This is a genomic window from Christensenellaceae bacterium 44-20 (assembly GCA_041223705.1).
In the GTDB taxonomy this organism is placed as follows: Bacteria; Bacillota; Clostridia; order Christensenellales; family Christensenellaceae; genus QANA01.
In genome coordinates this window covers 934,947-957,417 of the sequence record JBCLQU010000001.1, presented here as the reverse complement: position 1 = coordinate 957,417, position 22,471 = coordinate 934,947, and the positions used below count along the sequence as shown (strand labels likewise).

General features: G+C 55.3%; 27 protein-coding genes. 13 read left to right on the top strand and 14 right to left on the bottom strand.

Going from position 1 to position 22,471, the window contains the following annotated elements; genetic code table 11:
• Nucleotides 1-3: 3 nt before the first annotated feature.
• Together AALG83_05065 and AALG83_05060 are read right to left on the bottom strand one after the other, a co-directional pair.
• Entirely contained in the window at nucleotides 4-201 is a 198-nt protein-coding gene (locus AALG83_05065; protein ID MEY8382524.1) for a YlcI/YnfO family protein, read from the bottom strand.
• Between the two features lie 19 nt (nucleotides 202-220).
• Entirely contained in the window at nucleotides 221-475 is a 255-nt protein-coding gene (locus tag AALG83_05060; protein MEY8382523.1) for a helix-turn-helix transcriptional regulator, read from the bottom strand.
• A 287-nt stretch (nucleotides 476-762) separates the two neighbouring features.
• On the opposite strand from AALG83_05060, the gene AALG83_05055 reads away from it, so the two are divergent.
• Complete coding sequence (locus AALG83_05055) at nucleotides 763-939, top strand: hypothetical protein (GenBank protein ID MEY8382522.1); 177 nt, start codon at nucleotides 763-765, stop codon at nucleotides 937-939.
• A 26-nt stretch (nucleotides 940-965) separates the two neighbouring features.
• On the opposite strand, the gene AALG83_05050 is transcribed toward AALG83_05055, so the two are convergent.
• Entirely contained in the window at nucleotides 966-1,187 is a 222-nt protein-coding gene (locus tag AALG83_05050; protein MEY8382521.1) for a helix-turn-helix transcriptional regulator, read from the bottom strand.
• A 120-nt stretch (nucleotides 1,188-1,307) separates the two neighbouring features.
• Between AALG83_05050 and AALG83_05045 the strand changes: the two genes are divergently transcribed.
• The 5 genes from AALG83_05045 to AALG83_05025 all read left to right on the top strand — a co-directional run bounded on the left by AALG83_05045 (nucleotide 1,308) and on the right by AALG83_05025 (nucleotide 5,487).
• A complete protein-coding gene (locus AALG83_05045) occupies nucleotides 1,308-1,625 on the top strand; it encodes a hypothetical protein (protein MEY8382520.1) in 318 nt (105 codons plus the stop codon).
• A gap of 78 nt (nucleotides 1,626-1,703) precedes the next feature.
• Entirely contained in the window at nucleotides 1,704-3,572 is a 1,869-nt protein-coding gene (uvrC, locus tag AALG83_05040) for an excinuclease ABC subunit UvrC (GenBank protein ID MEY8382519.1), read from the top strand.
• A gap of 19 nt (nucleotides 3,573-3,591) precedes the next feature.
• Nucleotides 3,592-4,209, top strand: coding sequence for a flavodoxin family protein (locus AALG83_05035; protein ID MEY8382518.1), 618 nt, complete (start codon nucleotides 3,592-3,594; stop codon nucleotides 4,207-4,209).
• Nucleotides 4,202-4,927, top strand: a complete 726-nt coding sequence (locus AALG83_05030) for a DUF2461 domain-containing protein (protein MEY8382517.1) — start codon at nucleotides 4,202-4,204, stop codon at nucleotides 4,925-4,927. The genes AALG83_05035 and AALG83_05030 overlap by 8 nt, the downstream gene beginning before the upstream one ends.
• A gap of 11 nt (nucleotides 4,928-4,938) precedes the next feature.
• Complete coding sequence (locus AALG83_05025; protein ID MEY8382516.1) at nucleotides 4,939-5,487, top strand: epoxyqueuosine reductase QueH; 549 nt, start codon at nucleotides 4,939-4,941, stop codon at nucleotides 5,485-5,487.
• A 50-nt stretch (nucleotides 5,488-5,537) separates the two neighbouring features.
• On the opposite strand, the gene rapZ is transcribed toward AALG83_05025, so the two are convergent.
• From rapZ to AALG83_05010, 3 genes are all read right to left on the bottom strand, one after another.
• On the bottom strand, nucleotides 5,538-6,437 hold the full coding sequence (gene rapZ, locus AALG83_05020) for an RNase adapter RapZ (protein ID MEY8382515.1): 900 nt from the start codon (nucleotides 6,435-6,437) through the stop codon (nucleotides 5,538-5,540).
• A 27-nt stretch (nucleotides 6,438-6,464) separates the two neighbouring features.
• Nucleotides 6,465-7,379, bottom strand: coding sequence for a UDP-N-acetylmuramate dehydrogenase (murB, locus tag AALG83_05015; GenBank protein ID MEY8382514.1), 915 nt, complete (start codon nucleotides 7,377-7,379; stop codon nucleotides 6,465-6,467).
• Nucleotides 7,380-7,447: 68 nt separating this feature from the next.
• Nucleotides 7,448-8,530, bottom strand: coding sequence for a hypothetical protein (locus AALG83_05010; GenBank protein MEY8382513.1), 1,083 nt, complete (start codon nucleotides 8,528-8,530; stop codon nucleotides 7,448-7,450).
• Between the two features lie 108 nt (nucleotides 8,531-8,638).
• Here AALG83_05010 and AALG83_05005 point away from each other — a divergent pair, with 108 nt between their 5' ends.
• Together AALG83_05005 and AALG83_05000 are read left to right on the top strand one after the other, a co-directional pair.
• Nucleotides 8,639-9,220, top strand: coding sequence for an ANTAR domain-containing protein (locus tag AALG83_05005; GenBank protein MEY8382512.1), 582 nt, complete (start codon nucleotides 8,639-8,641; stop codon nucleotides 9,218-9,220).
• A gap of 23 nt (nucleotides 9,221-9,243) precedes the next feature.
• The gene (locus AALG83_05000; protein MEY8382511.1) at nucleotides 9,244-9,708 is read left to right on the top strand and encodes a GNAT family N-acetyltransferase; all 465 of its coding nucleotides are present in this window, start codon (nucleotides 9,244-9,246) and stop codon (nucleotides 9,706-9,708) included.
• A gap of 55 nt (nucleotides 9,709-9,763) precedes the next feature.
• Here AALG83_05000 and AALG83_04995 read toward each other — a convergent pair whose 3' ends face one another.
• The 5 genes from AALG83_04995 to AALG83_04975 all read right to left on the bottom strand — a co-directional run bounded on the left by AALG83_04995 (nucleotide 9,764) and on the right by AALG83_04975 (nucleotide 13,478).
• The gene (locus tag AALG83_04995; GenBank protein ID MEY8382510.1) at nucleotides 9,764-10,135 is read right to left on the bottom strand and encodes a cytidine deaminase; all 372 of its coding nucleotides are present in this window, start codon (nucleotides 10,133-10,135) and stop codon (nucleotides 9,764-9,766) included.
• An 81-nt stretch (nucleotides 10,136-10,216) separates the two neighbouring features.
• Nucleotides 10,217-10,483 carry an HPr family phosphocarrier protein gene (locus tag AALG83_04990; GenBank protein ID MEY8382509.1) on the bottom strand — a complete coding sequence of 89 codons (267 nt, stop codon included), beginning with the start codon at nucleotides 10,481-10,483 and terminating at the stop codon, nucleotides 10,217-10,219.
• A 106-nt stretch (nucleotides 10,484-10,589) separates the two neighbouring features.
• Nucleotides 10,590-11,540 (bottom strand): DNA-binding protein WhiA, encoded by a 951-nt coding sequence (whiA, locus tag AALG83_04985; GenBank protein ID MEY8382508.1) that lies wholly within the window; start codon nucleotides 11,538-11,540, stop codon nucleotides 10,590-10,592.
• 75 nt (nucleotides 11,541-11,615) lie between these two features.
• Nucleotides 11,616-12,530, bottom strand: a complete 915-nt coding sequence (hprK, locus tag AALG83_04980; GenBank protein MEY8382507.1) for an HPr(Ser) kinase/phosphatase — start codon at nucleotides 12,528-12,530, stop codon at nucleotides 11,616-11,618.
• Nucleotides 12,531-12,662: 132 nt separating this feature from the next.
• On the bottom strand, nucleotides 12,663-13,478 hold the full coding sequence (locus AALG83_04975) for a Cof-type HAD-IIB family hydrolase (GenBank protein ID MEY8382506.1): 816 nt from the start codon (nucleotides 13,476-13,478) through the stop codon (nucleotides 12,663-12,665).
• A gap of 181 nt (nucleotides 13,479-13,659) precedes the next feature.
• Here AALG83_04975 and AALG83_04970 point away from each other — a divergent pair, with 181 nt between their 5' ends.
• On the top strand, nucleotides 13,660-17,088 hold the full coding sequence (locus AALG83_04970; GenBank protein ID MEY8382505.1) for a DNA polymerase III subunit alpha: 3,429 nt from the start codon (nucleotides 13,660-13,662) through the stop codon (nucleotides 17,086-17,088).
• A 55-nt stretch (nucleotides 17,089-17,143) separates the two neighbouring features.
• Here AALG83_04970 and AALG83_04965 read toward each other — a convergent pair whose 3' ends face one another.
• On the bottom strand, nucleotides 17,144-17,641 hold the full coding sequence (locus tag AALG83_04965; protein ID MEY8382504.1) for a hypothetical protein: 498 nt from the start codon (nucleotides 17,639-17,641) through the stop codon (nucleotides 17,144-17,146).
• A 57-nt stretch (nucleotides 17,642-17,698) separates the two neighbouring features.
• On the bottom strand, nucleotides 17,699-18,661 hold the full coding sequence (gene pfkA, locus AALG83_04960; protein ID MEY8382503.1) for a 6-phosphofructokinase: 963 nt from the start codon (nucleotides 18,659-18,661) through the stop codon (nucleotides 17,699-17,701).
• A gap of 310 nt (nucleotides 18,662-18,971) precedes the next feature.
• Here pfkA and AALG83_04955 point away from each other — a divergent pair, with 310 nt between their 5' ends.
• Nucleotides 18,972-19,445 (top strand): GNAT family N-acetyltransferase, encoded by a 474-nt coding sequence (locus AALG83_04955; GenBank protein ID MEY8382502.1) that lies wholly within the window; start codon nucleotides 18,972-18,974, stop codon nucleotides 19,443-19,445.
• 10 nt (nucleotides 19,446-19,455) lie between these two features.
• Nucleotides 19,456-20,388 (top strand): homocysteine S-methyltransferase family protein, encoded by a 933-nt coding sequence (locus tag AALG83_04950; protein MEY8382501.1) that lies wholly within the window; start codon nucleotides 19,456-19,458, stop codon nucleotides 20,386-20,388.
• Here the strand turns inward: AALG83_04950 and AALG83_04945 are convergent.
• The gene (locus tag AALG83_04945; GenBank protein ID MEY8382500.1) at nucleotides 20,374-20,523 is read right to left on the bottom strand and encodes a hypothetical protein; all 150 of its coding nucleotides are present in this window, start codon (nucleotides 20,521-20,523) and stop codon (nucleotides 20,374-20,376) included. The two genes, AALG83_04950 and AALG83_04945, sit on opposite strands and share 15 nt — an antisense overlap.
• Before the next feature lie 94 nt (nucleotides 20,524-20,617).
• Here AALG83_04945 and AALG83_04940 point away from each other — a divergent pair, with 94 nt between their 5' ends.
• On the top strand, nucleotides 20,618-21,235 hold the full coding sequence (locus tag AALG83_04940) for a S24 family peptidase (protein ID MEY8382499.1): 618 nt from the start codon (nucleotides 20,618-20,620) through the stop codon (nucleotides 21,233-21,235).
• Nucleotides 21,232-22,464 (top strand): DNA polymerase IV, encoded by a 1,233-nt coding sequence (dinB, locus tag AALG83_04935; protein ID MEY8382498.1) that lies wholly within the window; start codon nucleotides 21,232-21,234, stop codon nucleotides 22,462-22,464. Before AALG83_04940 ends, dinB begins: the two co-directional genes overlap by 4 nt.
• Nucleotides 22,465-22,471 lie beyond the last annotated feature (7 nt).

Below are 22,471 nucleotides of genomic sequence, written 5' to 3'. Positions count from 1 at the left end.
TTTTTATTTTAAGCCGATATCTTTCATATGGTCCAAAGCAAATCTGCAGCATTGCAGAACAAACCGGTTGAAGGAAACGTTGTTTTGCTGTGCAGCAGCGCTAAGCTTTTCAAACAACACTTCAGGGAAACGGATAGTTCGAGGAAGCTTGGTGCCTCTCAGCTCTCTATCTATTTCAAACGAAAGCATCGTTTTTTCCAACTTTTTATTCTTCATTGCATTAACACAACCAATTCTTATTCTTGTTTGGGCGGGGCGGCATGATCTCGTTGATCTCATAGAGCAAAAAAACAGGAGTAGAATTAAATGCTTTGGAAATTCCCACAAACTCATTGAGACGCAGGGGGATTCTTCCACACTCGATTAAGAAAAAAGAGAGAGGAGAAAGGCCGGCACGCTTACTGGCCTGCCAAAGGCTCATTCCTCTTATTTTTCGGCAACGCTTTACAGCCTGGCCCCAAAAGTTCTCCTTCATTGCTCGCTCCTAAAATAAATTAGTAACCACCAAATTTATTTTAATCTTATCGGAGAACCGTTTCTACCATCATTTTTGGTTACACAAGTGTAACCACTTTTCGTCGGCAAGAGTATGAGAAATTTAAGGATCATCATTTATTCTCACAAAAATATCCAATAAAATAATAGAAACAGATAGTCTATACTGGTTTTATTATAAAATGATGTCATTTAGCTGTCAATAGACTGCATATTTTTATCTTATATACGGATAAAATAAATATAAAGACAGGAGAATGATATAAAATGAAATCTTTAAAAAGAGTATTCACATTAAGAATGGATGATGAAATATTTGATAAAATTGGAAAGTTAGCGACAAAGGAACATCGCTCAATGACTAATTATATCGAATATGTTTTATTGGAACATTTAAATCGCTATGAGCAGGAACATGGCGAAATCAAAATAGACGATAAATAAAAAGCGCAAATGCGCTTTTTTTATTGCTATATTTCTGATGATTCTATCATTGCCATTAGCTCAGAAGGCTTAAGGCCAAGTGCCTTTGCTATTTTAATAAAGGTATTGATATTGGGAACATATTCGCCAAGCTCAATCCTGGCAAGATGTGCTGAATCCAAATCAGCAAGGCCGCTCACAACTTCCAAAGTTAGCCCTTTTGATTTTCGATAGCTTCGGATCACTTGTCCGATTCTGCTTGTATCCAAATTGCTTTCTCCCCCCATGTTTCCTTTTCTAGAATTGTAGAGAAATTAGAGAAGGAAAATTTGTAGTATTCTACAAATTAAAATAAATTTGTGTTAAAATAAGCAAAAGGAGGGAGCAGAATGAATCTGGATTTGGAGGAATTGTTGGAACTTTTGGAGAGTGTTTTTCCACAATTGGCATTAGACTATCGGCCGAAACAGCAACGCCTGGCTCTCACTTTTAAAGAAGTGAAAGATACAGCAGATTTCAGTTGCTATGTTTATCAGCTATATAGTGATCTCGATATTATACGATTTGCATTGGAAAGAGGGGTTGGGCGAAAGGAAATAAAAGAAACTCTGACGATTTTGCATGTGCCTGCTGCCGTGGCAGATGATATGCAACCTCAAGAGCATGAAGAAAAAAGGGAGTATGAGGGGCTTTGCCCCTCATGTTAACCTACCCTAAGCCCTTTTTCCCCTTGCTCAGCTGTGCTATAATAAGAAAGCAAAGATAAAAAGAGGAGAGGTGAGCATATGCGCCTGCTGAATGACGTGCTGGAAGAAAAAATCAAAACGCTGCCCAGGAAGCCCGGCGTGTATCTCATGCGCGATGAAAAGGGCGAGGTCATCTACGTGGGCAAGGCGAAAGTGCTGAAAAACCGCGTCAGCCAGTATTTTGGCGCCAACGCCGTCAAAAATTCCAAGACCAACGCCATGGTCAATAAAATCGCGGACTTTGAATATATCATCACAGACAGCGAGAAGGAAGCGCTCATCCTAGAGTGTAACCTCATCAAGGAATACCAGCCGCACTATAATATCCTGCTCCGGGACGATAAGCACTACCCATACGTCCGCATCGACCTCAAAAAAGACTACCCAAGAGTCGAGATCGTGCGCAAAGTCGCCCGGGATGGCGCCAAGTATTTTGGGCCGTATCTGGAGGCGTTTTCCGTGCGGGAAGTGCTGGACGGCGTGCATAAGCTGTTCCCGCTTAGAAGCTGTAAAAAGGAGATTACCACCGGGAGCAGAAAAGAGCGCCCCTGCCTCAACTACCAGATGGGCCGCTGTTTCGCGCCCTGCGCCGGCAAAATTTCCCCGGAGGAATACCGCAAAATTGTGGATGAAGTCATCGAATTTCTCTCGGGCAAATACCGGCCAGTGGAAAAACAGCTCAAAGAAGAGATGTATGCGGCATCCGAAGCGCTGGATTTTGAAAAAGCCGCGGCCTGCCGGGATAAGCTGAAAATTTTGGCGCGCATTACCGAGCGGCAAAAGGCGGGCTTCCCGGATCTCAACGATAAGGATATCTTTGCCGTAGCCATGGGGGAGAAAACGGCGGCCGTGCAGGCGTTTTTCGTGCGCAAGGGCAAGCTCTCGGGTGCACAGCGCTTCTTTCTGGATGAGCCGGGCGATGAGGCCGAGATTCTCGAGAGCGTGCTCAAGCAGTTTTATATGGAAAAGCACACGGTGGCGCCCAAGGTTTACCTGAGCGCCCTGCCCGAAGACAGCGAACTGCTGGCCGAATGGATGGCGGATATCGCCGGGCGCAAGGTAGAGCTGCTGGTGCCCCAGAGGGGGGACCATAAGCGGCTGCTGGATATGGCGCGGCATAATGCCGAGGAGGCCATCAAGCGCAGGGAGCAGGCCGAGCGCCGGGCCTATGAGCGCAGCATCGGCGCGGCCACAGAGCTGGGGCAGGCGCTGGGCATCGGGTATGTGCGCCGGCTGGAGTGCTACGATATTTCCAACACCCAGGGGACGGACTCGGTCGGCTCGATGGTGGTGTTTATCGATGGCAAGCCGGATAAGAAGGAATACCGCCGCTTCCGCATCAAAACCGTCCAGGGCGCGAACGACTTCGCCTCCATGGCCGAAGTGCTCACCCGCCGCCTGATGGAGGGCTTCCGTTCGGAGGATAAGGAGCATGGCTTTGGGGCCGTGCCGGATTTGATCATCGTGGATGGCGGCAAGGGGCAGCTCTCCTCGGCGGTGGAGGTGGTGGAGAGCCTGGGGCTGGAGGATACCATCCGGCTGGCTGGCCTGGCCAAGCGGGAGGAGGAGCTCTTTTTGCCCGGCGATCCCGAGCCCATCGTGTTTGACAAAAACTCCCCGGTGCTGGGGCTGATTACCGCCATCCGGGATGAGGCGCACCGCTTCGCCATCACCTACCACCGCTCTCTGCGGGAGGGCCGCACGCTGGCCTCTGAGCTGGATCGCATCCGGGGCATTGGCCCCAAGCGCAAGCAGGCGCTGATTGGGGCATTCGGCGATCTGGAGGGCATCAAGCGGGCGACGGTGGACGAGCTGGCCGCCGTGCCCGGTGTGGATATTTCCACAGCCCGGGAGATCGTGAAGTATTTCGCGCCGGTCGCTTCGGTGGAAAAGGCGCATGAACAATAGCAAGCAGGAGGAGAAGAGGATGAAACATATTTTAGTTGTGCTGGGATGCGGCCGAAAAAACGGAAATACGGAACAGCTTGCAGATGCGTTTATCGCAGGCGCAGAGGCAGCGGGGCATCATGTGGAAAAAATCTCCTTGACGCGAAAGGAAGTCAAAGGTTGCCTGGGCTGCAACGCCTGCCGCTATGGGAAGCCCTGCGTTCAGAAGGACGATTTTAACAGCATGATTCCCCAAATCAAGGCGGCAGATCTGCTGGTTTTCGCTTCGCCGCTGTATTTTTGGACGATTTCGTCCAGGCTCAAAGCTTTTATTGAGCGTTTCTACTGCATCGCGCAGGAGGATGCAAATCCGCCGCTGGGCCGCTATGAGAAATATCCCGCCAAAGACAGCGCTTTGCTCATGACGGCCGCCGACGATCTGTTCTGGACGTTTGAGCAGGCCAGTGCGTATTACCGCTTTGCGGTTGTGAATTATATCGGCTTTCATGATAAGGGAATGCTATTGGCTGGCGGATGCGGAGACACCAACGGCAAGCCCAAGATTGCACAGACAGAGCATCTTTCCCGGGCATATGAGTTTGGCCGCTCAATTTATGCGCAAGACCAGGAAAAGGCAGGAGATAGATGTGATGTTTAGCCAAGAGACCCTGAATTTTCTATCTGAAAACCGGCGCCGCAACAGCCGGGAGTGGTTTCATGCGCACAACGCGGAATACCGCGCCTATGTCATAGAGCCGTTTTGCCAGCTGGTGAGCTATCTGGCGCCCCAGGCGCTGGAGATCGACAGCCAGATTGTCGCGCTGCCTCGGGTGGATAAAACCATCAGCCGCATCTGGCGGGATACCCGCTATTCCCACGATAAATCCCTATATCGGGAGAATATGTGGGTCATCTTCCGGCGGTTCCGTATGCATGAGCCGGGCTGGCCGGGGCTGTATTTTGAATTGAGCCCGGACGGGTTTTCCTATGGATGCGGGTTCTATAAGGCGGTGCCAGGGTTTATGGAGAGCGTGCGGCAGATGATTTTGGAGCGGGAGCCTTTGGCGGAAAAGGCGCTGGAGGCATTTGACGGGCAAAAGCTGTTCGAGTTGCACGGCGAAAAGCTGAAGCGCCCGCGCTATGGGAGCGAGCCGCCGGAGCGGCAGGAGTGGATGAACCGGCGCAATCTCAGCGTAACGGCGGAGAGCACAGATTTCGGCCTGCTGTTTTCGCCGAATCTGGCGGAAACCGTCCGCCAGGGCTATGAGATGCTGGCGCCCGTCTACGCCTTCCTGCTGGAGGCATCGCTTAGGACACAGCAAAAAAACGCGCCGTACACCTTCTATGAGGGCGGTGGCAAGGTATTTGAATTTTAAGGGAGAATCGCATGGAACATACGCTTTTGCATATCTGCTGCGCACCCTGCTCGATCATGTGCATCGATGCTCTGCGCGGCGAGGGGATAGAGCCGGTGGGATATTGGTTTAACCCCAATATCCACCCCAAAAAGGAGTATAAGAATCGGAAGAATGCGCTGGTGGAATATGCCCGGAGCATTGATTTGCGGCTGGTTTTGCAAGGGGAGTATGGCTTGCGGGAGTTTTTGACGGCGATATACCCGGATTTCGACGACCGCTGTGCCTACTGCTATGAATCCCGCCTGTTTGCCGCGGCAAAATACGCGGCGGAGCACGGCTTCTCTTCCTTCTCCACGACGCTGCTCATCAGCCCCTATCAGAACCACGAGCTGCTGCGGCAGACGGGGGAGCGGGCCGCGCAGGAATATGGCGTCTCCTTCCTCTACCGGGATTTCCGCCCATATTTCAAGGAAGGCCAGCAGCGGGCGCGAGAGCTGGAGCTCTATATGCAAAAATACTGCGGCTGTATTTTCAGCGAAGAAGAGCGGTATACCAAAAAGAAGCGCGTGCAGGAATAAGAAAACGCAAAAAAGAGCGCCTTGGGGCGCTCTTTTTCTATACGGCGGGTTTACTGGGCATTGGGAGCATGGAAGCGCTTTTTGATGGCTTCCCGTTCCAGGTTCATATCCCGGTGCTCGATAAAGACTTTATGCCCAAGCTGTTCCAGGCGATGATAGAGCTCCTGGCCGATGGCGACGCTGCGATGCATCCCGCCTGTGCAGCCGATGCCGATGGTGAGCTGCCGCTTGTCCTGCTCAAGATAGTGTGGCAGCAGGTGCGTTACGAGATCGATGGTGGTTTTCAAAAAGTATTCGGCCTCCGGGAAGGAGAGAACGTAGCTGCTCACATCCTTTTCCAGGCCGGAAGAGCGCCGGAGCCGCTCGATATAGAACGGGTTTGGCAGAAAGCGCATGTCGAAAACCAGGTCTGCGTCGATGGGGATGCCCCGCTTATAGCCGAAGGTAACCACGGAGACGGGAAGGCGGCTGTCAAAGCTCTGGCTATACTTCTGCTCCAAAACGTCTGCCAGCTTGCGGGCATTGTAGGTCGTGGTATCCAGCACTGTGTTGGCCATATCCTTGATGCGCTGGAGCTTGTCCCGCTCGACGAAGATGCCGGAAAGCACATTGCCGCTGCCCGAGACGGGGTGCACGCGCCTGGTCTGGTTGAACCGGCCGACCAGCGCCGCATCCGAGGCATCCAAAAACAGGATATCCAGCTCCAGATCCATTTTCTTCAGCTCGTCGATGGCGGCGTAGATGGTATCAAACATATCGCCCATGCGCATATCCGCCACAACTGCGACGTTTTTGGGCGCATCCACAGAGCGCGCCAGGCAAAGCCGGGCAAACGCAGGGATGAGCGCCGGCGGAATATTGTCTGCGCAGAAATAGCCCATATCTTCGAATGTCTTGAGGGCAGAGGAGCGCCCTGCGCCCGAGAGCCCGGTGATGATCGTGAATCTCATAGCTGTTCCTTTCTTCTGCTCGCGGGGCTAATCCTCGCCCAAAATCAGAACTTCCGGCTCCAGCCAGATGCCGCTTTGAGCAGAGACGCGCTCCTGCACATGGCGGATGAGCGCCAAAATATCCGCCGCACTGCCGCCCCGGTTGACGACAAACCCCGCATGTTTTTCCGAGACCTGCGCTCCCCCGATGGAGAAGCCCTTGAGCCCGGCAGCCTCGATGAGCGCGCCGGCATAATGCCCGGCCGGGCGCTTAAACGTGCTGCCTGCACTGGGCAGATCCAGCGGCTGTTTTTCCCGGCGGCGGACGGCGAGTTCACGCAGATATTCGCGGGCGGCGGCGGTATCGCCTGGCTTCAGGCAAAAACGCCCCTCCAAAACCAGGGCACCGTTTTCCATCAAAGCGCTGTGCCGATAGGAGAGCGAGAGCGCCTCGCTGGGCATCTGCACCATCTCCAAATCCGCCGTGAGCACGAGCGCGCTGTGCAGAACCTGGCTGAGCTCTCCGCCATAGGCGCCGGCGTTCATATAGATCCCGCCGCCCACACTGCCCGGAATGCCCCCGGCAAACTCCATGCCCACCAGCCCAGCGCTTAACGCGGCACTGACGACAGCGGCGAGCTTGGCCCCTGCCTGGGCAATCACCATGCTGCCCTCTATTTGAATTTGAGAAAATTCTGAACCAAGGCGCAGCACCGCCCCGCGGATGCCGCCGTCCCGAACCAGCACGTTGCTGCCATTGCCCAGCAGTGTCACGGGAACTTCCAGCTGACGGCACATCTGCAAAACCGCGCGGATTTGTTCTGCGCTTTTGGGGCTGATGAGCAGATCTGCCGGCCCGCCCGCGCGAAACGTCGTGTAATCCCGCATGGGAGCGTCAGTAAGATAGGGGATGCCCTGCCGGTTCATCCATTCCATTAGTGTTTGAAGCTGCTCTTTTTTCATACCTCTATTTTACACGAATCCTTTCCAGACAACAAGCGCCCAGGCGAAATTTTGCCGCCGGGAGCGCTCTATTCAAAGGCTTTTGGGATGACGGCAGAGGTGGCCAGCCGCTCGTATTCCTCCAGATAAAGCGTTTGCCCTTCGTAGACGCCCTCCAGCTGCACGGCGGGCAGCATTTTCAGGTTTTCCAGCCCTTTCTGCGCCTTGCGCCTAAGCAGGGAAGCGGCGAAATTCTGGCACATGGCATGCTTGGCGGAATCCTGTGTCTGGCAGACGCCCACAAACTGCACGAGATCCGTATAATCGGAAAAAGTCAGAGCCGTGAGGCTGAGGGAGTTGGCGCGCTGATCCAGCAGCAACTTTTCGTAATCCGATGCCGGAGCCAGCAGAAGCGCCGCATTGCCTTTGAGAAAGCGATCCGTCCCATCGGCGGCAAAAGCGGCGGGATCGGGCGCATAATCCGCCGGAGGCCCGCCGATAAGGAAGTTATTTTCCCCCTCTTCCCGAAAATGCTCCAGCGTCTTGAGCGGAGAAAGAGCATAGGTATTGCAAAGGCTCAGGGCCTTGGCATCTTCCTCCTTCCAGTTTTGCTCGGCATGGTAGACCAGATAATTGAAATTCGCCCGGGGCAGGCCCGTGCCGATGGGCAGGGAAGCGCCGGAGGAGAAATAGATCTCCTGGTTGACGGTGATGGTATAAAACCCCATCATATAGGGATAGGCCAGGAACTGATCTCCCTTTTTTCCAGTTTCACAAAGAGAGGGGAGCAGCGCCTCTTCCGGCTCCTTAAGCTCGGCCAGCAGATGCTCCAACGGAAAGCCCAGGGGAAAGGAAAAAATATCCGGCCGCTCCCCAGTCGCCAGGCGCTGCTCTGCCTCCTCCGGCGTCATGCCGACGACGTCGATAAAAACGTAGGGATTGTTTTTCTCAAACTCGGCTGCCCGGCTTTTGAGATAGGAGACGCCGCTTTCCCCGCCCGTCTTAAACGAGACGATGTGCCAAATCTGCAAAGAGCCGGTATATTGATTGGCCAGCTTCTCCGCCCGCAGGGTATAGACGTTCTTATGGATGCCGCCGGCGATAAAAGCCGGGGCCATCAGCAAAAATGCGATGCTCAAAATACATACGACAAGAGAAAAGAACTTTTTCAAGGCCGCGCCTCCCAGATAGGTTTCTTATTCACTATATTCGCGACCAGCACGGTTTATTAGTTTGCACGGCGGTTGACAAAGCAGGGAGAGGTGGGATAGAATGCGAATATGAAAAGCCTAGTCATTGCCGCCCCCGGCGAGCTTCAAAACACCATAGATGCGGCACTCTCTGCTGCCGGCGCAGGAGAGGCAAAGCAGGCCAGAACCATCGCCTCGGCCCAGGAGAGCCTGGAAGAGGCGGGGTTTGTGTTGCTTGTGAGCGGGCGGTGCACGGATGCGCAGATGCTCTTTTTGAAAAGCCTGGGAGAGAGGGGCATTGCCAGCGCACTGCTGACTACCCGGGCGGAGGCGCCGCGGGCAGAGCGGCAGCTTTTAACAGCGCGCTGTGTGGTGCTCTGCGCGCCGCTTTCCAGCAAGGAGCTGGCCATGGGAATCCGCATGGCGCTCAGCATTTCCCGGAAATTTACCGCGCTGCAAAAGCAAAACGAGCAGCTGCGCCAGCGTCTGGAAGATTTTAAAATCCTAGATCGGGCAAAATGCTGCCTGGTGGCGGTTTTGGGCATGGATGAGGAGCGGGCGCACCGCTATATTCAAAAGAGGGCCATGGATATGCGGCTCTCTCAGCGGGAGATCGCAGAGGATATTTTGAAGACGTATGAGACGCACGAGGCGTATCTCTCGGAGTTTTGAGCATTGAGCAGGGGAGGAGCAAGATGGAGATTAGAAAAGCGGGCCTGGAAGATTTGAAGGAAATTTGCCGCATGGGCTATCAGCTTTCGCTGGATATGTCGGCATTGGAGCCGGGGTATTTTGCTGTTGCCGAGCAGAAGGAGGCGCCCATGCGCCAGGCAGTTTTGGAGGAGACCAAGGATATTTTTCTGGCAGAGTCGGCAGGGAAGATTGTGGGCTTTGCCTGCGTTTGGCAGTGCGAGCCAAAGCCGGAGGAAAACTACCTGGTGCCTGGCAAATTTGCCTATCTGAGCGACCTGGTTTTGCTGCCGGAAAGCAGAGGCATGGGGATTGGAAGCGCACTGCTGGAGGCCTGCAAAAACTGGGCCAGGGAGCGGGGCATTTTCCGCATGAAGCTGGATTCTCTTTGCAAAAACGAGGTGGCCAACCACCTCTATGAGCGGGAGGGGTTTCGCCCGGTGGTGCAGACCATGTGGGCCGAATTATAGAGTGCAAACCAAAAGAGAGCATCCGCCCTGGGCAGATGCTCTCTTTTTACGCGCCTCACCAGCGATCTGGCAGCAGCTCTTCCATGCGCGCGACCCGATCCGCCAGCTGAACCTGGCAGAGATAGTTTTCCGGGTGCAGCTGGCAGACGAACTCCCGACAGCGTCCGCAGGGAGGGACGATGGAACCATCCTGATAGACAGCGACCAGCTTCTCAATGCGGTTTTCTCCAGCCGTTACCATGGCGGCAATGGCGGCGTGCTCTGCGCAAAAGCCCATGGAGCATGGGACGTCGATGCAAACGCCGCGGTAGATGTTCCCCTTATCCGTCATGATTGCGGCGGCAACGCCGCCCGCAGAGGAATCTTCTGTCAGCTGACGCGGGTTCAGCGTGTTTTTGGCAATCTCGTATAACTCTGTAAATTCCATTTTTCTCTCCTTTTGCTTGGCAAAATAAAAAAAGTGGAACTGCCTGTCGCAATTCCACTTTCTGCCGGCAGAATTCCTGCCTTAATCTTCGAAGCTTTCCTTGCTGGCCAGCTCTTCCAGAGCATCCAGAGCCTCTTTTTCATCTACGCCGTTGGCCAGAACATAGATGGATTCTCCCTGCTTTATGCCCAGAAGCAATACGCCCATAATGCTCTTGGCGTTGATCTTCTTGTTTTCAGATTCGATGAGGATTTGGGATTTGAACTGCCCGGCCGTCTGCACGAATCTTGCGGCAACGCTGGATTTCAGCCCAAGCTCATTTTTGATGGTAATTTCCTTATATAGCATTGTCTTGCCTCCCGTTGTGATGTTTTGGGTATGATAAGATGCGATGAAAACGTTCTCTTATAAGGATTCCATGCCGCGGGCGGAAATCCTCTTTTTTTATGCAAATTTACAGAAGTGCCGGCGGAATTTTTCCTTTTTCACGCAGTTCCTGTGCGATTTCCGAGAGACGGCGCAGCCTGTGGTTGATGCGCGAGCGGGAGCCCTCCCCGGAAAGGGCGGCCAGCTCAGAGAGGGAGGCCTCCGGGTTTTGCAGGCGCAACTCGGCCGTCTCCTGCAATCCGCTGGGCAGAGACGCCAGGCCGATGCTGGCTTCGATAAGCCGGATATTCTCGACCTGCGCCAGGGCAGAGCGCACGGTCTTATCGATATTGGCGTTTTCGCAGTTGATCTGCCGGTTGACGTTGTTGCGGATGCCCTTGAGAATGCGGATATTTTCCAGCTCCAGCACAGCGGAATGAGCGCCCAGAAGCGTCAGAAGCGTGATGATATCCTCGATGCCCTTGATATAGGCCATATGGTTTTCCCGGCGGGGCATTGCGCCTGCCCCAAGGCCCAGGCCGCAGAGCAGCCGGCGGATCTCCTCGGCCACAGCCGCGCTCCCGGAGACGAATTCCAGATGGTAGGCCTTCTTTGGATCGCTCATACTGCCGCCTCCCAAAAATGCGCCACGCAGAAAGGCCTCCTGGCATCCGGCAGGCGCACAAAGCGCGGCAAAGCGGGCCTCATCCGGGCCAATACCTAGGGAGAGCGAGAGCGCCAGCGCCTCCAGCGCGTCGGGAAAATGAGGAAGGCAGAGCCGGATGCAGTAGGTCTCGGCTTTTTTCAGCCCCTGCTTGCGGCTCAGCTCGCAGTCGATGGAAAAACAGCGCTTGGCCAGAGCGAAAATCCGGGTAACGATATCGCTGTGCTCGGTATTGAGCAAAAGCGCGGGCTTGCCCGAGCCAAAGCTTAAGATGCCGCCGGTGTGCAGAATGCCCGCGAGCTCTGCCAGAGCGCAGGCATCGTCTTTTTGACCCTGGCGGCAAAGCTCTGCTTTAATCTGAGAGGAAAACGACATGGCAGATGGCCTCCTTTCCGGAAGAGATGAAAAAAGGGCAGAAGCAAGAGCCCCGGCCCATTTTAAGCGGTATTTCTAGCCAAGCAAGGCCAGCATCTTCTGATCCAGCATATCGGCTGGGTTGTGCCCCAGGGATTTGAGCCGGAAGTTCATGGCCGCAACTTCCATGATGATGGCGATATTCCTGCCCGGGCGGACGGGAATGGTGATCTTGGGCACATCGATACCCAGCAGCCGAACGTGATCCTCCGCAATGCCCAGGCGATCGATATCCTGCACGTCGCCCAGCTCCAGGTGTACGCAAAGCGTGATGGTCTTATCCACCATGACGGCGCCCATGCCATACAGCACGGAGACGTCCACCAGCCCCAGCCCACGGATTTCCATGAGATGCCGGATGACATCCGGAGAGCGGCCGACCAGCGTGGTATCCGAAATTTTGCGGATTTCGACCACGTCGTCCGCGACCAGGCGGTGCCCGCGCTTGACCAGTTCCAGCGCCGCCTCGCTCTTGCCTACGCCGGATTCGCCCGTGATGAACACGCCTACGCCGTAAATATCCATCAGCCCGCCATGCCGCGCAATACTGGGCGCCAGCTCGTTATCCAAAAACAGGATGGCGTCGTGGGAGATTTTGGAGGTCGGCTTATCCGAAAGCAGCAGCGGAATATCGTGCTCGTTTGCAAGGCGGATAAAATCCTCCGAGGGCTGCAAATTCCGGGAGATGATGATGGCTGGAATATCGTAGGCCAACATGCGTTCCAGCCGCTCGCCGGCAACTTCCGGCGGGAGCGTGGAGAGATAGGTCATCTCGCCCATGCCAAACAGCTGAATGCGCTCGGAAGAGAAATGCTCAAAAAAGCCGGAAAGCTGCAAACCAGGGCGGTTGAGCTCACTGGTATCGACTGTGAAGGAAGTCTTTTCCCCTTTGTAGAGCGAAGTGAGCTCCAGCTCGCTGACAAATTTGCTCAATCGAATGGAACGTTTCATGGTTTTACATCCTCGTTTCATGAAAATGGGGCAGCAGCCCGTTTGCAATGGGAACAAAAGCAGAGCGCTTTGCTCATGCGTTTTTTTGCCAGTTTTTCCAAAGATGCCCGGGGTTTGGCGCAAGCCGGAGGGTTAGAACTCCTTGGGCTCGCGGCCAAGCATGAATTTTTCGATGACATGCGCCACGCCTTCGTGGTCGTTATCCGGCGCGATGTAGTCGGAAACTTCTTTGATCTCATCCAGCGCGTTGCCGATGGCGACGCCCAGGCCCGCATAGATGATCATGCTCTCGTCGATCTGGTTATCGCCGATGGCGATGAGCTCTTCCCTTTTCAGGCCGAGCATTTTCTCCAGGGCTTTGAGCGCATTGCCCTTGTTGCCCTCGGGGTTGTTCATCTCCAGGAACGTGGGGCGGGAGCGCCCGATATTGAGCATGGGGAAGCGCTCCAAGGCCTCTGCCTGCACTTCCAGCAGGCGATCCGGCTCTGCCAGAATGAGCACTTTTGGCGTGTTCAGTTCAGCTACGGGAATCTCGTGCAGATTGGGCGTCTCTACCGGGGTCAGCCCGCTGATCTCGTTGTAGATATCTACCCATTTGCTGTATTTTTCAAAATAGAAATTCTCGTCTTTGAAGATCTGAACGTGCACATCTTTCTCTTTTGCAAAATTCAGAACTTCCTTGACGATCTCGTTTGGGATATAGCAGGTGTGGATCATGTTGAAATTGCCGTCCACCACCTGTGCGCCGCCGCTGCAAATGCAGGGGGATTTGAGCCCCAGCGGCCCATAGATTTCCTTGACGTTCGCAGCCACGCGCCCGGTGGCCAGTACGCAGTGCAGCCCGGCGGCCTCTGCCTCTTTCATGACGGCAAGGCTGTGATCGGTCAGTTTTTTCTCGGATGTCAGAAGCGTGCCGTCGATATCGATGGCAATTAACTTATAGCTCATAGTATTCCGGTTTCCTCTCCAATTTCTCTTGAAATGATTTCCCATTTATTATACAGGAAAAAGTGGTGAAAGCAAAGAGCTTTGTGTTATAATTTAGGGGAAAGTGCGGAAGGTTTTTTCTGCGCTGGAAAAGGAAAGCGAACAGACGGGGCGGCGCCGCCCCGAAGAGAAGGAGTCGAACATGCCGGATTTTGTGCATTTGCATGTCCATAGTGAATATAGCCTGCTGGATGGAGCGGCGAGAATTTCCGAGCTGCCAAAGCGCGCAAAGGAGCTGGGCCAAAGGGCGCTGGCCATTACGGATCACGGCGTGATGTATGGCGTGGTGGATTTCTATACCGCCTGCAAAAAGGAAGGCGTTAAGCCCATCATCGGCTGCGAGATGTATGTGGCCGAGGATCTGCGGGAAAAGAGCCAGGCCGCCCGGGAATATGCGCATCTGATTCTGCTGGCAAAAAATAACGAGGGCTATAAAAACCTCATGCGCCTTTGCTCCATCGCATCCGTGGAGGGATACTACTATAAGCCCCGCATCGATTACCAGACCATTGAAAAGCATAAGGAGGGGCTCATCTGCCTTTCGGCCTGCATCGCCGGGGATATCCCCCAGCTGCTGCTCTCGGGGCAGAAGCAGAAGGCATATGAGCTGGCCGGCCGGCTCAAGGCTATGTTCGCAGAGGATTTCTACCTGGAATTGCAGGATCACGGCCTGGCCGAGCAGAAGCGGGTTAACCCTATGCTCATCGCCATGGGTAAGGAGCTTGGAATTCCGCTGGTCATCACCAACGACTCGCACTATATCCGCAAAGAGGATGCCCGGGCGCAGGAGATTCTGATGTGCCTGCAGATGGGGCGGACGCTGGAACAGGGCGGCCTGATGGAGACGGACGAGTTCTATCTCAAGAGCGGCGAGGAGATGAGCGCGCTGTTTTTGGACGTGCCCGAAGCGATAGAGAATACCGCCAAGATCGCGGAGAAATGCGATGTGGAGATCGAGATGGGGCGCATCCGTCTGCCTGCCTTTGATGTTCCAGGGGGCTTTACCAACGAGGGCTATCTGGAGCATCTGGTGCAAAAAGGGCTCTGCGAGCGCTATGGGCAGGAGCGCGCCCAGAGCAGCGAATTGCAGGAGCGCGCCCGCTACGAGCTGAAAACCATCCTGGATATGGGCTTTTGCGACTATTTTCTCATCGTCTGGGATTATATGGATTTTGCCCGGAGAAGCCAGATTGTGGTGGGCCCGGGCCGGGGCAGTGCGGCGGGCAGCATCGTCGCCTATGCCCTGCATATCACGGATATCGATCCGCTGGAATACAACCTGCTCTTTGAGCGCTTCCTAAACCCCGAGCGCGTCTCCATGCCGGATATTGATATCGATTTCTGCATCGAGCGCCGGGGCGAAGTCATCGACTATGTCGCGGAGAAATACGGCAAGGATAAAGTCGCCCAGATCATCACGTTCGGCACGCTGGGCGCCAAGCAGGTGGTGCGGGATGTGGCCAGGGTCATGCGCATCCCGGTGGCGGATGCAGACCGCATCGCCAAGCTCATTCCCTTTGCCCTGAAAATGACCATCAAAAAGGCATTGGAGCAGTCGGATAAGCTGCGCATGGAATACCAGAACAACCCGCAGGTGCATGAATGGCTGGATATGGCCATGAAAGTCGAAGGAATGCCGCGCCAGAGCGGGACGCATGCGGCGGCCGTCGTCATCACGGGCGAGCCCGTCACGGAATATGCCCCGCTGGCGCTGAACAAAAAGGACGAGAGCATCACAACCCAGTATCACATGAACAACATCAACGATCTGGGGCTGCTCAAGATGGATTTCCTGGGCCTGCGCACGCTCACCGTCATCCGGGATACCCTTTCTATGATCAAGGCTGGGCGGGGAATAGAGGTGGATATCGACCATCTGAACCTTGCGGATCCCAAAATCTACGAGATGATCTCTTCGGGCAATACCGAGGGCATCTTCCAGCTGGAAAGCGAGGGCATGACCAACCTGATGACCCGCCTGCTGCCCGAAAACCTCGGGGATATCATGGTGGGCATCTCGCTGTTCCGGCCGGGTCCCATGGCGAAAATACCCGATTATATCGAATATAAGCATCATCCGGAGCGCGTCAAATACGATCACCCGATTCTGGAGAAAATTCTGAAGGATACCTATGGCTGCATGGTCTATCAGGAGCAGGTCATGGAGATCGTGCGGGATATGGCGGGCTACTCCCTGGCCCGAAGCGACGAAGTGCGCCGGGCCATGGCGAAAAAGAAAGCGGATGTCATGGAGCGGGAGCGCAAGATTTTCGTCTATGGCGGGGAGGGCATCGAGGGCGCCGTCGCAAGGGGCGTTCCCGAGGCGGTGGCTCAGCATGTGTTCGATCAGATGATGGATTTTGCCCAGTATGCCTTCAATAAATCCCATGCCTGCGCCTATGCCGTGGTGGCATATCAGACGGCCTATTTGAAGTGCTACTATGAGCCGGAATATATGGCCGCGCTTTTAAATAGCTTTATCTCCTCTTCGGATAAGCTCTCGCACTATATGAGCTATCTCAAGCGGGCGGGCATCCAAATTCTGCTTCCGGATATCAATAAAAGCGGCCGGCTGTTTACCGTCGAGGATGGGAAAGTGCGCTTCGGGCTTTCCGCGCTGACGGGCGTCGGCGATTCCATCGAGCTGGTGTTTGAGGAGCGAAAGAAGGGAGACTATGAGGATTTCGAGGACTTCGTGCGCCGCAACGCCGGGCATATCAACAAGGCGCAGATCGAATCGCTCATCCTTTCGGGCGCGTTTGATTTTTCCGGGGCGCGCCGCAGTCAGCTGATGATGGTCTATGAAAAGATCTATAAAAATGCCCAGAGCGAGGCAAAGCTGGCCAGCACCGGGCAAATCAGCCTGTTTTCATTTTCTGAGGAGACCAAGCCCCAAAAGACGCCGCTGCCCGATATCCCCGAATACGACGACCGCCTGCGCCTGACGCTGGAAAAGGAAAAGGCGGGGCTGTATCTTTCCGGGCATCCGCTGGCCAAATATGCGGATATGCTGGCAAAGCAGAAAATCAGCGTCGCGGATATTCTGGCCAGCGCAGACGACGAGGAAAAGCAGCGCTATTTTGAGAGCAGGACTGTGGAGCTTGTGGGCATTCTCTCCTCTCTGCGCACCCGCACCACCAAAAAGACCCGGCAGATGATGGCAAACGCCACGTTTGAAGATCTCTCGGGCGCCATTGGCGTAACCGTCTTTCCGGCCGCCTATGCCAACAATGAAGCCAACCTGCGCACAGATGAGATTTGCCGCATCAAGGCCAAGGTCGCCGTGGGCGAAGAGCCCGAGCTTTTGCTGGACGATATTCGCCCCTATGTGCAAAAGGCAGAGGAAACCGCGCAGAAGCTCTATCTTCGCATACCGGATGAAAACCTCGAGATGATTCGGGCCATCAAGGCCGTGCTCCAGAGCTATCAGGGGGAGAGCCCAGTGCGCGTGGCCGTGCAAAAGACGGGCAAAGTCTATAGCATGGGCGATGCCCTGAACGTCGCCGTCAGCGAGCCGCTGCTTGCCCGGCTCAAAGCCTTGGTGGGGGAGGAGAACGTCGCGCTCAAATAGGGGCGGCAGTAAAAATCATGAAACAAAAAAGCGCTCTTGAAGCTGAGAGCGCTTTTTATTTGCTTTTTTCCCGCCGTTCTGCCAGCGCCAGAATGCGCGGCCGGTTATACCGCTGTATGATGACGAACAGCAGATCAAACCCCGCGGCGGCCAGGGAAGTCAGGAAGAACACCCAAAAACCCCCGAAAGGAACAGCCATCAGCAAGGGCAGAAAGCTCAGAGCGACGATGATCTCGTGCGTGATCTCGGATTGGCATGTCGCCTGGGCGATTTCCGCCGGCGTATGCTTTTGCAGAGAGAAAATTTCGGGCTGATAGGTGGGCAGATGGGCTTTCCATTTTTTTACCTTCAGCCGGGCATAGAGCTTTCTTTCAAACGCCCTGGGCCGGTACCACTTTTTGCGGCAATCTGCGCGGTTGTGCATTGCGCAGCATACAGCCGCGCCGACCAGCAGGCGCATGAGCAGATGATAGCAGAAGGTTCCGGACGTAATGGCCAGCGTCAGATAGACGGATGCGCCAAAAAGACGATAGAGCGCGGCAAAAAGGGTCATGAAAAGCACGCTGAGAAGCGTGCTTGTTCTTAGAAGCTTTGGCATATTTGCTCCGGATTAATAGTTGCTCATAGCCAGATGCTGATTATAGAGGTCGTAATCGAACTTGAGCGGCATAGCCAGCGCTTCGTCGATATCGTCGTCGATAATCTTGTTGTCGCGGATGCCGACCACCCGGCCGCCAATGCCCTCCACCAGAAGCTCCACAGCGCGGATGCCCATTTTCTGCGCCAGAACACGGTCGAACGCCGAAGGCGCGCCGCCCCGCTGCACATAGCCCAGCACGATGCATTTGGTATCGTAGCCGGCCTTTTGGCGGATATAATCCGCAAGATCCCAGCCCTTGCCTGCACCTTCGCTCATGACGATGATGCTGTTGCTCTTGCCCTTCTGCTCTCTGGTTTTAAGCTCCTGGCAAAGCGTGTCGTAATCGTGGGGCACTTCAGGCAGAACGATATATTCCGCTTCCCCGGCGACGCCTGCCTGCAATGCGATGTCGCCGCAGTTTCTGCCCATGACCTCCACGACTGCAATGCGGTCGTGCGAGAGCATGGTATCCCGGATTTTGGCGATCTCACCGATGACGCAGTTGACGGCCGTGTCAAAGCCGATGGTGTAATCCGTGTAGGCCAAATCGTTGTCGATGGTGCCGGGCAGGCCAATCGTGGGCACGCCCAGATGGTGCAGCGCCTTTGCGCCCTGGAAACTGCCGTCGCCGCCGATGACGACCAGGCCGTCGATGCCGAATTTATGGAGCACGTCTACCGCCTTTTTCTGCCCTTCCGGCGTTTTCATTTCCAGGCAGCGCGCCGTTTTGAGAATGGTTCCGCCTTTATTGACGATAAATTCAACCTGCTTGCTGCGAATTTCAGCCAGACCGCCGCTGATCAGGCCGGCATAGCCCCCAAGCACGCCCACCGGCGTGATGCCTTTGGCTTTTGCAGTCCGCACAACAGCGTTGATGGCGGCATTCATGGCGGGGGTATCTCCGCCGCTTGTCAGAATCGCAATTCTCTTCATGTAACCCACTCTCCAGACTTAAAAAGATAAAATATTATGCCATTTATTTCAGGCGCAATGTTCGGTGAAAAAACAGAGCAAGCAAAGCTGTGCCAAAAAAATGAAACCGGTATGAAACGAAATTGTAAACAACTTTCGCATTGCTAAAAATTTTAGCACAAAATAACGGCCAAAGCAACTAAAAAACACATCTCCCAGCAAGCTTTCCTAAAAATTTCTGAGCGCCGCCAATGCAGAAAATAGAGAGCGGATGACTTTTGCGGCATAGTGCGGTATACTCACTATAACGATTGACTGGCGGAGGGAAGCAATGAAGGGGGAAGTGGCGCTGATTCGGGCCGGCGCGGGCGATGCGGAGCAGCTTTGGAGCATGCAGACAGAGGCCTTTTCCGGCCTGCTTGCAAAATATCAGGATTTTGAGACCAGCCCGGGCAACGAGCCGCTGCAAAAGGTGCGGCAGCGCCTGGCCCAGAGTGAGACATATTTCTATTTTATCTGCGCCGAGGGGCAAAAGGTTGGCGCGATCCGGGTGGTGGATTCCGGGCGCGAGGGCGGGAGAAAGCGCATCAGTCCGCTGTTTATTTTAGAGGAGTACCGCGGCAGAGGGTTTGCGCAAAAGGCCATCCGAGCCTGCGAGGCGGTGCATGGTACAGAACACTGGGCGCTGGATACCATCTTGCAGGAAGAGGGAAACTGCCGCCTGTATGAGAAGATGGGGTATCGGGCGACGGGTGAGACACGGCGCATCAACGACGCCATGACGCTGGTCTATTATGAGAAATAGCGAGGGGAAGATGGATTTTACTGCATGTTTTGAAAAGAGCAAGTATCTGCTGCTGGAAGGGGCGCTGGGCGAGCGGCTCAAGCGGGAATATGGCCTGAAAATCGATGGGACGGCGGCTATGGCGCCGCTCGTCTATGACCCGCAGGCGCAGAAAGCGCTGGCCGCCCTTTGGGGGGAATACCGCGGCATTGCCCAAAAATACGGCCTGCCTTTTTTGGCCACGACGCCGACCCGCCGGGCAAACCGGGAGCGGACGGCGCAGGCCGGCTATGATGAGGCGCTGCTTTTGAACAATATCGCGTTTCTAAAGCAGGTGCGCCGGCAGACGGGCGGAGAGCAGGGCATGTATATCGGCGCGCTGATGGGCTGCCGCGGCGATGCCTACCGGGCAGATGAGGTGCTTTCGGAAGAGCAGGCGCGGGAGTTTCACAGCTGGGCGGCGGATGCCTTTGCCCGGGCCGGAGCAGAATTTCTCTACGCCGGCATTATGCCCGCCAAAAGCGAGGCGATCGGCATGGCGCAGGCCATGGAGCAGACTGGCCTGCCCTATCTCATCAGCTTTATGATCCGAAAAGACGGCCGCCTGATAGACGGCACGCCCATCTCTCAGGCCATTTTGGCCATTGATGCGGCGACAGGGCGGCACCCGCTTTGCTATATGACAAACTGTGTGCACCCCAGCGTGCTGCGCCAGGCGCTCTTACAGCCGGAAAACCGTGGAAAGCCGGAAATGCGGCGCTTTTTGGGCATCCAGGCCAACACTTCGCCGCTCTCACCCGAACAGCTGGATGGCGCCCGGGAGCTGTTTTGCTCGGAGCCGGAGGAATTGGCCGCCCATATGGCGGCACTGGAGCAGATTCAGCCCTTCAAGATTTTTGGCGGCTGCTGCGGAACAGACGGCTCGCATATGCAGGCCATCGCAAAGAAACTATCCGGGCAATAGCGCGCGATGCAAAAAGGCCGAGAGGCCTTTTTTGATTGGCAAAACGCGCAGGCGCCAAAAAGATTGGGTGGCTGCACTTGCTTTTTGAATGCCCAATTTTTGCGCGGGAGGAGAAAAATTGGAAAAGTGTTCCATAAAACGAACAATTATAGAAAAAATGCAAAAATACTGTTGCGAATAAGAAACAAACACGGTATGATAGCTATAGGAAAAAGAGAGGAGCGGCGACATGCGGCAAAGTTTATCTGAACTCATTCTGCAGGCGATAGGCAGCGGCTCGCGCAACGAATTTTGCAGGCGGGCGGGGATCAGCGCGGGGAATCTTTCGCGCATCCTGCGCGGCCAGCGGCCCAGGCCGGAAGTGCTGGCAAAAATTGCGGCGGCGGGGTATGGCGCTTCCTATGAACAGCTGATGCAGGCGGCAGGGTATTTGGAAAAGGAGGGGCAGGAGCAGAGCCCCGGCATTCCTATCTACGGGAGCATCGCGGCGGGCAGCCCAGTGGAGGCGTTTGAGGATTTCTCCGGCTATCTGCGGCTGGATCCCTATCAGCAGGCGCTGGGGGAAGATGCCTTTGCCCTGCGTGTCGTGGGAGACAGCATGGATCTCGCGGGCATTCCGGATGGCAGCCTGGTCGTCATCTCCCGGGGCGCGAGGGTGGAAGAAGGCAATATCTGCGCTGTGCTGGTCAATGGCGAGGCGACGGTTAAGCGGGTTTACCAAAAAGGTGAGTACATTGTGCTGGTGCCCGTCAGCCGCAACCCAGTCTATCAGCCGCAGATCTACTCCGGCGAGGACGATGTCCGCATTTTGGGCAAAGTAACGCTGTCTATTGTGGATGTGCAATGAAAAAAGAGCGCATCATTCTGCATTGCGACTGCAACGGCTTTTACGCCTCGGTGGAATGCTGCCTGCGGCCAGAGCTTTGGCGCGTCCCCATGGCGGTGGCGGGCAATCCCAAAAGCCGCCACGGGATCATTTTGGCCAAAAACGAACTGGCCAAGCAAAAGGGCGTGCAGACGGCAGAGACTATCTGGCAGGCCAAGAGCAAATGCCCGGATCTCGTGCTCGTCCCGCCCCAGCACGATGTTTACCGGGAGTTTTCCCGCCGCATCAACGCGATTTACGATGAATACACGGATCTCGTCGAGCCATTCAGCATCGATGAATCCTTTCTGGATGTTACGGGCAGCCTGCATCTTTTCGCGAAATCGCCGCAGGAGCTGGCCGATTTGCTGCGCCGCCGGGTGCGGGAAGAGATTGGGCTGACTATCTCGGTCGGCGTCTCTTTCTGCAAGCTGTTTGCCAAAATGGGCAGCGATTACAAGAAGCCGGATGCGACGACGGTCATCACCCAGGAGAACTATCGGCAGCTGCTCTATCCCCTGCCCGTGAGCGCTCTGCTGTTTGTGGGCAAATCTGCGGCGGAAAAGCTGAGCAAGCTGGGCATCCGGACCATCGGAGATCTGGCCGCGCGGGATCGGGAGAGCATTGCCGGCGTGCTGGGCAAAAACGGCGGCCAGCTTTGGGATCAGGCCAGAGGGCTGGATGACAGCCGCGTCATCCCGGTGCGGGAGAGCGGCATTGCAAAATCCATCGGCCGGGGGATGACGTTTAAGCGCAATCTGCTTGGGGCAGAGGAAGTGCGGGTGGGCATCGAGCATTTGGCGGATGATGTGGCCGCGCGTCTGCGCGCGCACGGGCTCAAATGCCGCACGGTGCAGCTCTCCATCAAGAGCCCGAGCTTAAAAGTAATCCAGCGCCAAAAGCCGCTTTCCGCGCCCAGCTTTCTCTTCCGGGAGATTGCGGATGCGGCGATGGAGTTGTTTTGTGCCAGCTGGGAGCAGAGCGCTCCCGTTCGGGCGCTGACGGTAACGGCGCAGAATCTGGTGAGCCAGGAGCAGGCCATCGAGCAGCTGGATCTTCTGGGAGAGCAAAGCAAGAAGCGGGAAAAACTCGGCAAGCTGGAGCAGGCCGTCTATGCCCTGCGCCAGCGCTTTGGCGAGGCCAGCATCGGCCCGGCGGCGACGTTCGAGCACGAGCTGTTTGCCAAAGAAGACGAGGAGGCGGAGGAATAGGCGCCGC

Excerpts from the sequence above, each read along its gene's own strand:
- AALG83_04945 (MEY8382500.1), bottom strand. The coding sequence starts at position 20,523 with ATGGAACACTTTTCCAATTTTTCTCCTCCCGCGCAAAAATTGGGCATT.
- AALG83_05060 (MEY8382523.1), bottom strand. The coding sequence starts at position 475 with ATGAAGGAGAACTTTTGGGGCCAGGCTGTAAAGCGTTGCCGAAAAATA.
- AALG83_04995 (MEY8382510.1), bottom strand. The coding sequence starts at position 10,135 with ATGGAATTTACAGAGTTATACGAGATTGCCAAAAACACGCTGAACCCG.
- AALG83_04975 (MEY8382506.1), bottom strand. The coding sequence starts at position 13,478 with ATGAGCTATAAGTTAATTGCCATCGATATCGACGGCACGCTTCTGACA.
- AALG83_05000 (MEY8382511.1), top strand. The coding sequence starts at position 9,244 with ATGGAGATTAGAAAAGCGGGCCTGGAAGATTTGAAGGAAATTTGCCGC.
- AALG83_04955 (MEY8382502.1), top strand. The coding sequence starts at position 18,972 with ATGAAGGGGGAAGTGGCGCTGATTCGGGCCGGCGCGGGCGATGCGGAG.
- AALG83_05005 (MEY8382512.1), top strand. The coding sequence starts at position 8,639 with ATGAAAAGCCTAGTCATTGCCGCCCCCGGCGAGCTTCAAAACACCATA.
- uvrC (MEY8382519.1), top strand. The coding sequence starts at position 1,704 with ATGCGCCTGCTGAATGACGTGCTGGAAGAAAAAATCAAAACGCTGCCC.
- AALG83_04990 (MEY8382509.1), bottom strand. The coding sequence starts at position 10,483 with ATGCTATATAAGGAAATTACCATCAAAAATGAGCTTGGGCTGAAATCC.
- AALG83_05035 (MEY8382518.1), top strand. The coding sequence starts at position 3,592 with ATGAAACATATTTTAGTTGTGCTGGGATGCGGCCGAAAAAACGGAAAT.
- rapZ (MEY8382515.1), bottom strand. The coding sequence starts at position 6,437 with ATGAGATTCACGATCATCACCGGGCTCTCGGGCGCAGGGCGCTCCTCT.
- pfkA (MEY8382503.1), bottom strand. The coding sequence starts at position 18,661 with ATGAAGAGAATTGCGATTCTGACAAGCGGCGGAGATACCCCCGCCATG.
- murB (MEY8382514.1), bottom strand. The coding sequence starts at position 7,379 with ATGAAAAAAGAGCAGCTTCAAACACTAATGGAATGGATGAACCGGCAG.
- AALG83_05045 (MEY8382520.1), top strand. The coding sequence starts at position 1,308 with ATGAATCTGGATTTGGAGGAATTGTTGGAACTTTTGGAGAGTGTTTTT.
- AALG83_05025 (MEY8382516.1), top strand. The coding sequence starts at position 4,939 with ATGGAACATACGCTTTTGCATATCTGCTGCGCACCCTGCTCGATCATG.
- AALG83_04940 (MEY8382499.1), top strand. The coding sequence starts at position 20,618 with ATGCGGCAAAGTTTATCTGAACTCATTCTGCAGGCGATAGGCAGCGGC.
- AALG83_05055 (MEY8382522.1), top strand. The coding sequence starts at position 763 with ATGAAATCTTTAAAAAGAGTATTCACATTAAGAATGGATGATGAAATA.
- whiA (MEY8382508.1), bottom strand. The coding sequence starts at position 11,540 with ATGTCGTTTTCCTCTCAGATTAAAGCAGAGCTTTGCCGCCAGGGTCAA.
- dinB (MEY8382498.1), top strand. The coding sequence starts at position 21,232 with ATGAAAAAAGAGCGCATCATTCTGCATTGCGACTGCAACGGCTTTTAC.
- AALG83_04965 (MEY8382504.1), bottom strand. The coding sequence starts at position 17,641 with ATGACCCTTTTTGCCGCGCTCTATCGTCTTTTTGGCGCATCCGTCTAT.
- hprK (MEY8382507.1), bottom strand. The coding sequence starts at position 12,530 with ATGAAACGTTCCATTCGATTGAGCAAATTTGTCAGCGAGCTGGAGCTC.
- AALG83_05030 (MEY8382517.1), top strand. The coding sequence starts at position 4,202 with ATGTTTAGCCAAGAGACCCTGAATTTTCTATCTGAAAACCGGCGCCGC.
- AALG83_04950 (MEY8382501.1), top strand. The coding sequence starts at position 19,456 with ATGGATTTTACTGCATGTTTTGAAAAGAGCAAGTATCTGCTGCTGGAA.
- AALG83_04970 (MEY8382505.1), top strand. The coding sequence starts at position 13,660 with ATGCCGGATTTTGTGCATTTGCATGTCCATAGTGAATATAGCCTGCTG.